Source organism: Streptomyces sp. NPDC031340 (assembly GCF_055569945.1).
Genome location: NZ_JBVIIE010000114.1, coordinates 1 through 7521 on the forward strand (window position 1 = coordinate 1; position 7521 = coordinate 7521).

General features: G+C 74.4%; 6 protein-coding genes. 2 read left to right on the forward strand and 4 right to left on the reverse strand.

Annotated features, from left to right (window positions below; translation table 11 throughout):
- Positions 1-272: 272 nt before the first annotated feature.
- Positions 273-2093, forward strand: a complete 1821-nt coding sequence (locus tag ACZ5GT_RS40475) for an AMP-dependent synthetase/ligase (RefSeq protein WP_469036881.1) — start codon at positions 273-275, stop codon at positions 2091-2093.
- A gap of 74 nt (positions 2094-2167) precedes the next feature.
- Here the strand turns inward: ACZ5GT_RS40475 and ACZ5GT_RS40480 are convergent, their stop codons facing one another.
- On the reverse strand, positions 2168-3307 hold the full coding sequence (locus tag ACZ5GT_RS40480; RefSeq protein WP_469036883.1) for an acyl-CoA dehydrogenase family protein: 1140 nt from the start codon (positions 3305-3307) through the stop codon (positions 2168-2170).
- 87 nt (positions 3308-3394) lie between these two features.
- Between ACZ5GT_RS40480 and ACZ5GT_RS40485 the strand changes: the two genes are divergently transcribed.
- Complete coding sequence (locus ACZ5GT_RS40485; RefSeq protein ID WP_469036886.1) at positions 3395-4021, forward strand: TetR/AcrR family transcriptional regulator; 627 nt, start codon at positions 3395-3397, stop codon at positions 4019-4021.
- Positions 4022-4028: 7 nt separating this feature from the next.
- Here the strand turns inward: ACZ5GT_RS40485 and ACZ5GT_RS40490 are convergent, their stop codons facing one another.
- The 3 genes from ACZ5GT_RS40490 to ACZ5GT_RS40500 are packed head-to-tail and all read right to left on the reverse strand — an operon-like array spanning position 4029 to position 7393.
- Positions 4029-5642 carry an aldehyde dehydrogenase family protein gene (locus ACZ5GT_RS40490; protein ID WP_469036888.1) on the reverse strand — a complete coding sequence of 538 codons (1614 nt, stop codon included), beginning with the start codon at positions 5640-5642 and terminating at the stop codon, positions 4029-4031.
- Entirely contained in the window at positions 5639-6532 is an 894-nt protein-coding gene (locus ACZ5GT_RS40495) for an oxygenase MpaB family protein (RefSeq protein WP_469036892.1), read from the reverse strand. Before ACZ5GT_RS40495 ends, ACZ5GT_RS40490 begins: the two co-directional genes overlap by 4 nt.
- Positions 6533-6544: 12 nt before the next feature.
- Positions 6545-7393, reverse strand: a complete 849-nt coding sequence (locus tag ACZ5GT_RS40500; protein ID WP_469036895.1) for a hypothetical protein — start codon at positions 7391-7393, stop codon at positions 6545-6547.
- Positions 7394-7521 lie beyond the last annotated feature (128 nt).

The window sequence follows — 7521 nt, forward strand, 5'->3', positions numbered from 1 at the left end:
CCCCCCCCCCCCCCCCCCCCCCCCCCCCCCCCCCCCCCCCCCCCCCCCCCCCCCCCCCCCCCCCCCCCCCCCCCCCCCCCCCCCCCCCCCCCTCCTCCCCCCCCCCCCCCCCCCCCCCCCCCCCCCCCCCCCCCCCCCCCCCCCCCCCCCCCCCCCCCCCCCCCCCCCCCCCCCCCCCGCCCGCCCGGCCGCACCCGCGTTCCCCGGCAACCCCTTCCCCTGCCGCAGTCGTTCGCCCGCACCGATCCGTACCAGCCCGCCAGGAGGCCCACATGACCCCAGCCCCGCGCACCGACGGGGAACACGAGGCACCGTCCACGCTGCCGCTCCTGCTGGAGCGCAACGCCCGTCTCCACCCCGACCTGCCCGCCCTGAGCTGGCAGCAGCCGGACGGCACCGGGAGCTCGACGCTGACCTGGCGACAGGTGCGGGAGCACACCGCGCGCCTCGCGGCCGGGTACGCGGCGCTGGGCGTGGGCCGCGGCGACCACGTGCTGCTGATGATGGGCAACCGCCCCGAGCACTGGCTGTCCGACCTGGCGCTGGTCCGCCTCGGTGCCGTGCCGGTGAGCGTGTACGGCACCGCCGCGCCCCCGCAGATCGCCCACATCGCCCGCAACTGCCGGGCGGCGCTCGCCGTGGTGGAGGGCGCGGCGCAGGCGGAGGTGTGGGCGCCGCTGCTGGACGACGAGGGCACCCCGCTCGAGCAGCTCGTCGTCGTGGAACCGGGCCAGGAGGGCCTGCACTTCCCCTACGCGGCGCTGCCCGCGGAACCCCTGCCCGAGCAGTTCGGCAAGGTGCTGGACACCGCGCGTCCCGACGATCCGCTGACCGTCGTCTACACCTCGGGCACGACCGGCGAGCCCAAGGGCGTGGTGCTGGCCCACCGGCACGTGCTGGCCAACGCCCGCGCGCTCGACGAGGTGGTGGAGCTGCCACCGCACGTGGAGCACATCTGCTACCTGCCCTTCGCGCACATCGCCGAGCGGATGCTCGGCATCTACCTGCCCTGTCACCGCGCCTCGCACGTCCATCTGTGCGCCGACCCGGCCGCCGTCGCCGACGCGGTGCGGGCCGTGCGGCCGCGGCAGTTCTTCGGCGTGCCGAGGATCTGGGAGAAGCTGGCCGCCGCGGTCCGCGCGGGCCTGTCCGCGCTGCCGGCCGAGCAGCAGCGGGCCGTGGAGGAGGCCATGCGGGTGGCCCGCGAGCACGTCGGCTGCCGGGAACGCGGCGAGCAGCCGCCCGCCGAGCTGGAGGCGGCGTACGCCCGGTGCCGCGAGCGGGTGCTGCTGCCGCTGCTGGCGGCGGGCGGCCTGGACCGGATCAGTTGGGCGGCCAGCGCCTCCGCGCCCATGCCGCTGGACGTGGTGCGGTTCTGGGCGGGCTTCGGGATCGTCATCATGGACGCCTGGGGCCTGACGGAGACGACGGGGGTGGCCACCAGCAACAGCCCCCGCACCGGGTTCCGGCTGGGCTCCGTCGGGCGTCCCGTCTCCTGCGTGCGGGTGCGGACCGCCGACGACGGGGAGATCGAGGTGCGGGGCGAGTCCGTCTTCGCCGGTTACCTCCAGCAGGACGGGTCGGTGCGCCCGGCGCTCGACGAGGACGGGTGGCTGCGGACGGGCGACATCGGCCGGCTCGACGACGACGGCTACCTCTGGATCACCGACCGCAAGAAAGAGATGATCATCACCTCGACCGGGAAGAACGTCTCCCCGGCGCTGGTGGAGAACACGCTCAAGGAACACCCCCTGATCGGGCAGGCCATGGTGCACGGAGACAACCACTCGTACCTGGTGGCGCTCCTGGTCCTCGACCCCGAGGCGGCGCCCGCCTGGGCCGCCGCGCACGGCATCGAGGCCGGCGACGACCCGGCGGCCCTGGCCGCGCACCCCGAGGTGCGCCGCGAGGTGGACCGGGCGGTGGCCGCCGCCAACAGCCGGCTCAACCGGACCGAACAGGTCAAGCGGTACCGCCTGCTGGGGCAGGAGTGGGGACCGGCGACGGGCGAGCTGACCCCGTCGCTGAAGATGCGCCGCAAGGTGATCCGCGAGAAGTACGCCACCGACCTGGCGCGGCTCTACGGCGACTGAGGCGCCGTCCACCGCACACCGGAACGCCGACGGCCGCCCCGCATCCGCGCGGGGCGGCCGTCGGCCGTTCGCAATCAGAGGCCGTAGCTCTTGCCGATGATGTCCCGCTGGATCTCGCTGGTGCCGCCGTACACGGTGGAGACCACCGCGGACCGCAGGTGGCGCTCCATGCCGTACTCGGTGGCGTAGCCGTAGCCGCCCATCATCTGCATGCACTCCAGCGCGACCCGCTTGGCCGTCTCGGTGGCCTTCAGCTTGGCCATGGACGCCTCGCGGGGGAACAGCCGGTCGGGCTGCGCGTCGCAGTCCGAGGCCACCTCGCGCACCAGCAGCCGCGCGCACTCGATCTCCGTGGCGAGGTCGGCGACCCGGTGCCGCAGCGCCTGGAAGGAGCCGATCGGACGGCCGAACTGCTCCCGCTCGCGGACGTAGGCGACCGCGTCGTCGAAGGCCCGGCGGGCCAGGCCCAGCATGTTGGCGGCCAGGAACAGCCGTTCGTGGTTCAGCCCGGCCATCAGCTGGGGCCAGCCCTGGTCGACCTCGCCGACGACGGCGTCGGCGGGCAGCCGGACACCGGTGAGGAAGACGTCGTTGACCTCACGGCCGCCCATGGTCTCGATGCCCCGGATCTCCACGCCCGGCGTGCCCGCGGGGAGGTGGAACATGGTGAGGCCGCGGTGCTTGTCGGCGCCGGTCCTGGCCACCAGCAGGATGCTGTCGGCGATGTGGGCGTTGGAGATCCACGTCTTCTGGCCCTCGATCAGCCAGCTGCCGTCCGGCTGCCGTTCGGCGCGGCAGCGCAACGCGCCCACGTCCGAGCCGGCCGCCGGTTCCGACATGGCGATGGCGAGGACCGAGCCGTCCGCGGCGGCGCCGAGCACCTCGCGCCGCTGCCGCTCGGAGCCGAACCGTTCGTAGGCCTTGGCGGTGATGACGGTGGTGATGAAGCCCCCGGCGGGCACCATCCCGTAGGAGGTCTCCTCCAGGAACACGCAGGCGTCGGCGAGGCCGCCGCCCGCGCCGCCGTACTCCTCGGGCAGGCAGACGCCGAGCCAGCCGAGCTCGGCGAGCATGCCGTAGATCTTGGGGTTGTGCGGTTCGCGGCCGCCCTGGGTCAGGGCGTCGCGCTGCTCCCGAGTGCCGCACTCGCGCCGTGCGAAGTCACGGACGGCGGCGGCGAAATCCGACTGCTGCGGGGTGAGACGGCTTCCCATGGGGTCCTCCGGATCATCGAGATACAGATATATGATTGTTGTTTCAATGTTGCCAACTGGAGATGTGCCGGTACCGTGAAAGGCACCATGAAGACTTCTGCTAACGACTCCCTGCTCGCGCGGGCCATCGCCCGGCCCGAGACGGAGGAAAAGCTGGCGCGGCAGATCCTGGACGCCGCGGTGGAACAGTTCACGACCTTCGGGCTGCGCCGCTCCTCGGTGGACGACGTCGCCAAACGGGCCGGCGTGTCACGGGTGACGGTGTACCGCCGCTTCCAGAACAAGGACGGCCTGGTCGAGGCGTGCCTGCTGCGGGAGGGCAGCCGCTTCTTCAAGAAGCTCGACTCCGCGGTCGCCCCGTTGCCCACCATGGAGGACCGCGTCGTCGAGGGCTTCGTGGTCACCATGCGGTACACCCGCGCCCATCCCCTCTTCGGCGGGCTGCTCAGGCTCGAGCCGGAGGTCGTCCTGCCCTACATGACCGTGCAGGGCGGGCCGACCCTCGCCGCCACCACCGAGTACCTGACGGGCCACCTGCGCCGCGCGCAGCAGACCGAGGGCCGGCCCGAGAGCGATCCCCGGCCGGTCGCGGAGCTGATGGTGCGGGTCGCGGTCTCCTTCCTCCTCAACCCGTCCAGCTGCATCCAGCTGGACGACGACGAGCAGGCCCGCGCCTTCGCCCGCCGCTACCTCGCCCCGCTGCTGGACGCCTGAGCACCGCTCACCGCCGCTGGTGCAGCCGGCGGGCGAGGGCGATGACGCGGGCCTTCGCCGCGGCCGGGGTGCGGAAGGACGTCAGGTCGACCGGCGCGGCGAAGCGCCGCACGGTCACCGACTGCGGCGCGGTGAACGCCAGCAGTCCGTCCGCCCCGTGGACGCGGCCGAAGCCGGAGTCGCCGGAGCCGCCGAAGGGCAGGGCGGGCACCGCCGCGAAGCCGAGAACCGAGTTGACGGACACCGCGCCCGCGCGCAGCCGGGCGGCGATCGCGGCGCCGGTGCGCCGGCTGCCGGTGAACACCGCGGCGCCGAGCGCGTAGCGGGAGGCGTTGGCACGGCGCACCGCCTCGTCGACGTCGGCCACCGCGTTGACGGCGACGGTCGGCCCGAAGGTCTCCTCGGTCATGGCCGACGAGTCCTCCGGTACGTCGACCAGGACCACCGGGGCGACGAACGGCGCCGACAGCGACTCCGCCCCGCCGAGCGCGGCGCGGGCCCCGGCCGCCAGGGCCTCGCGGACGTGCCGCTCCACCACGGCCGTCTGGGACGGCATCGTCATCGGACCGTAGGCGGCGTCCGCTCCCGCGCCGGGGCGCAGCACGCGGGCCCGTTCCACGATCTTCTCGCACAGCGCCGTGTGCACCTCGCGCACGGCGTAGACGCGCTCCACGCCCGCGCAGGTCTGCCCGGCGTTGCCCAGCGCGCCCCACACCACCGCGTCCGCCGCGGCGTCCAGGTCCGCGTCGGCCGTCACGATCACCGCGTCCTTCCCTCCGCACTCGGCCAGGAACGGCGTCAGCGACTCCGCGCAGACCGCCATCACCTTGCGCGCGGTCTCCGGCGAGCCGGTGAAGGCGACCTTGTCGACACCGCCGCGGACCAGCGCCTCACCCGTCGCCGCCCCTCCGGTGACGACGGCGAGCAGACCGGCGAACTCCGGCACGGCCGCCTCGAAGCACTCGGCCAGTGCGATCCCGGTGCCCGGGGTGTACTCCGACGGCTTGAACACGACGCCGTTGCCGGCCGCGAGCGCGTAACCGACGGAGCCCATGGGGGTGTAGACGGGGTAGTTCCAGGGGCCGATCACCCCGACGACGCCGAGCGGGCGGTGGACGACCGTCGCCGCCTGGTTGGCGGCCACCAGCCCGGTGTGCACCCGGCGCCGGCCCAGCACCCGCCCGGCGTTGCGTGCAGCCCAGTCCAACTGGCCGAGCGCCAGCAGCAGTTCGAGCTGTGCGTCCTGGCGCGGCTTGCCGGTCTCGGCCGACACGGTGTCCGCCACGCGGTCCAGCGACGCGGCCAGCTCCCGCTTGAACGCCAGCAGGTGGGCGCGGCGCCGGGAGGCGGGAAGCCCGGCCCAGCGGGCGGCGGCGGCGCGGGCCCGGTCCACCGCCGCGGCGACCTCGGACGCGCCGTGGACCGGGTAGTGGGCGAGCGGTTCCCCGGTGGCCGGGTCGTGGGAGGCGAACGTGGTGTCGGTGGTGTCGGTGGCTTCAGTGGCTTCGGTGGCTTCGGTGGCTTCGGTGGTGTCGGTGGCTTCGGCGGATTCGGTGGTCTCGGTCGCCTCGGCGGGTTCCGTGGCTTCGGTGGCGCCGGGTCGGCGGGTGGTGTGCGTCATCGCTGCTCCTGCGGTGAGGTTTCTTCGGCGAGCGGGGCGATCGGCCTGCTGTGCGCCCAGTGCGGGCCGAGGTCGTCGAGGGTCCAGCCGAACGGGTAACTGCGGGGCTTGGTGCGGTGCGGCAGCCACTCGGGCCGCGGCGGCAGCCGGCGCACCAGGGCGGCGCGGGCCCGCAGCGTGCGGTGGGCCGCCGTGCGCAGCCAGCGGGGCTGCGGGCGAAAGCCGAGGGCGGCCAGCAGCGGCTCGTCCAGCAGCGCCAGCGAGACCCGGGCGACCAGCGGCCGCAGCGGGCGCGGGAACCAGCCGGTGATGACCCGCAGGGTCGCCGCCGCCACCCGCCGGTTGGCGGGGTCGTAGGCGAACATCTCCTTCTCGTAGTCGTCGTGCAGCCGCTCGAAGCCGGCGTAGTCCTCGGGCAGGTCGGCGATGCCCATCATCTCGCCCATACGCCGTCCGACCAGGGCCATGCTCTCCGTCTCCTGCGGGCACAGTGCGCGCCAGCCGTAGCGGTCGATCCAGCGTTTGGGGCCGACCACGGTGGTGGCCAGGACGTAGAGGTAGTCCTCGTTGGGTATGCGGTAGCGGCCGTGGATGCGGTTGAGGTGGCGGGCGGTGGCCCGGCCGTGTTCGGAGTGCATGCCCTCGCGGACCATCTCGTAGGCGATCAGCACCGTGTCGTCGTACCGCTTCTGGCCCGCGCGTTCGAACTCCTGTGTGCGGTCGAGGAGTTGGGAGATGCGCGGTACGCCGTAGTCGCGCAGGAAGGCGACCGAGACGCCCTGGAGGTAGTCCCAGGGGAACTCGTACTGGGTGAGCCACCAGAAGATCTGCTCGTAGTCCTCGCGCGGGTCGAGTCGTTGGATGCGGTGGAGCCGGCTGTAACGGCCCATGGGTGTCGTCTCCTATCGGGGCCGGCTGTGTGCGCTCAGGTCGGAGAAGTCGACCGTCTCGGCGTCGACCAGCACCTGTCCGGCCTCGACGGCGGTGACCGACAACTGGGGCAGCTGCACGGCGATGGGCAGGTTGGCGGGGACGACGTCGGCCCCGATGCAGATGCGGGGGGTGCTGACGTCGATGACGGGGATGGTGATGGACCCGGTCAGCACGGTGACGTAGATGTCGACCTGGGGGATGTCGAGGTCGACGTCGATCGTCTGCGCCTGGCCGCCGGTCTCCAGCCGGAAGGCGTAGTTGTCGGCCACCAGCCGGTCGGCGTGCACCCACAGCACCTTCATCCGCCCGCCGTCGGCCGTCCTGAGGTAGGTCGCGCCGTGGATGATGGCTCCGTAGGCGGTCAGGCTGTCCGCGCCGACGTCGGGGTAGACGGTGTTGACCGGGTAGGTGGCGCGGGGACGGCCCGGCCGGCCGCCGACGACGACCGGCGGGCGCAGCGCCGTCAGGTCGTCCGGGTCGTCGGGCATCCGGCCGGGTACGGCCTCCCCGGGCTCGGTGCCGTCGCCGGATCCGCCGGGGTCGGGCAGCCCTCCGGTGTCGACGCCGGTGAGGCAGGGGAGGGTGACCTGGTCGCCCTTGGCGGTCCTGTCCTGTCCGTCCGCCGCGGGGCTGCCGGTGCCGCTCTCCTTCCCGTCGCCGGTGCCGTCGCCGGGGTGCGTCGCACCGCCGGACGGCGACGCGGATGCGGTGGCGGTGGCGGTGGCGGACGCGGAAGGGGTGGCGGCGGCAGCGGTGCCGGCGGGGGCGGGGGTCGGCGCCGGGGTCTCCCAGGGCCAGGTGATCGTCGGCCAGGGCACGGGCAGGAGGCCCCGCGCCGGGGCCGCACCCGCGGGGCCCGGGGGGGGGGGGGGGGGGGGGGGGGGGGGGGGAGGGGGGTGGGGGGGGGGGGGGGGGGGGGGGGGGGGGGGGGGGGGGGGGGGGGGGG

Excerpts from the sequence above, each read along its gene's own strand:
- ACZ5GT_RS40475 (WP_469036881.1), top strand. The coding sequence starts at position 273 with ATGACCCCAGCCCCGCGCACCGACGGGGAACACGAGGCACCGTCCACG.
- ACZ5GT_RS40485 (WP_469036886.1), top strand. The coding sequence starts at position 3,395 with ATGAAGACTTCTGCTAACGACTCCCTGCTCGCGCGGGCCATCGCCCGG.
- ACZ5GT_RS40490 (WP_469036888.1), bottom strand. The coding sequence starts at position 5,642 with ATGACGCACACCACCCGCCGACCCGGCGCCACCGAAGCCACGGAACCC.
- ACZ5GT_RS40495 (WP_469036892.1), bottom strand. The coding sequence starts at position 6,532 with ATGGGCCGTTACAGCCGGCTCCACCGCATCCAACGACTCGACCCGCGC.
- ACZ5GT_RS40480 (WP_469036883.1), bottom strand. The coding sequence starts at position 3,307 with ATGGGAAGCCGTCTCACCCCGCAGCAGTCGGATTTCGCCGCCGCCGTC.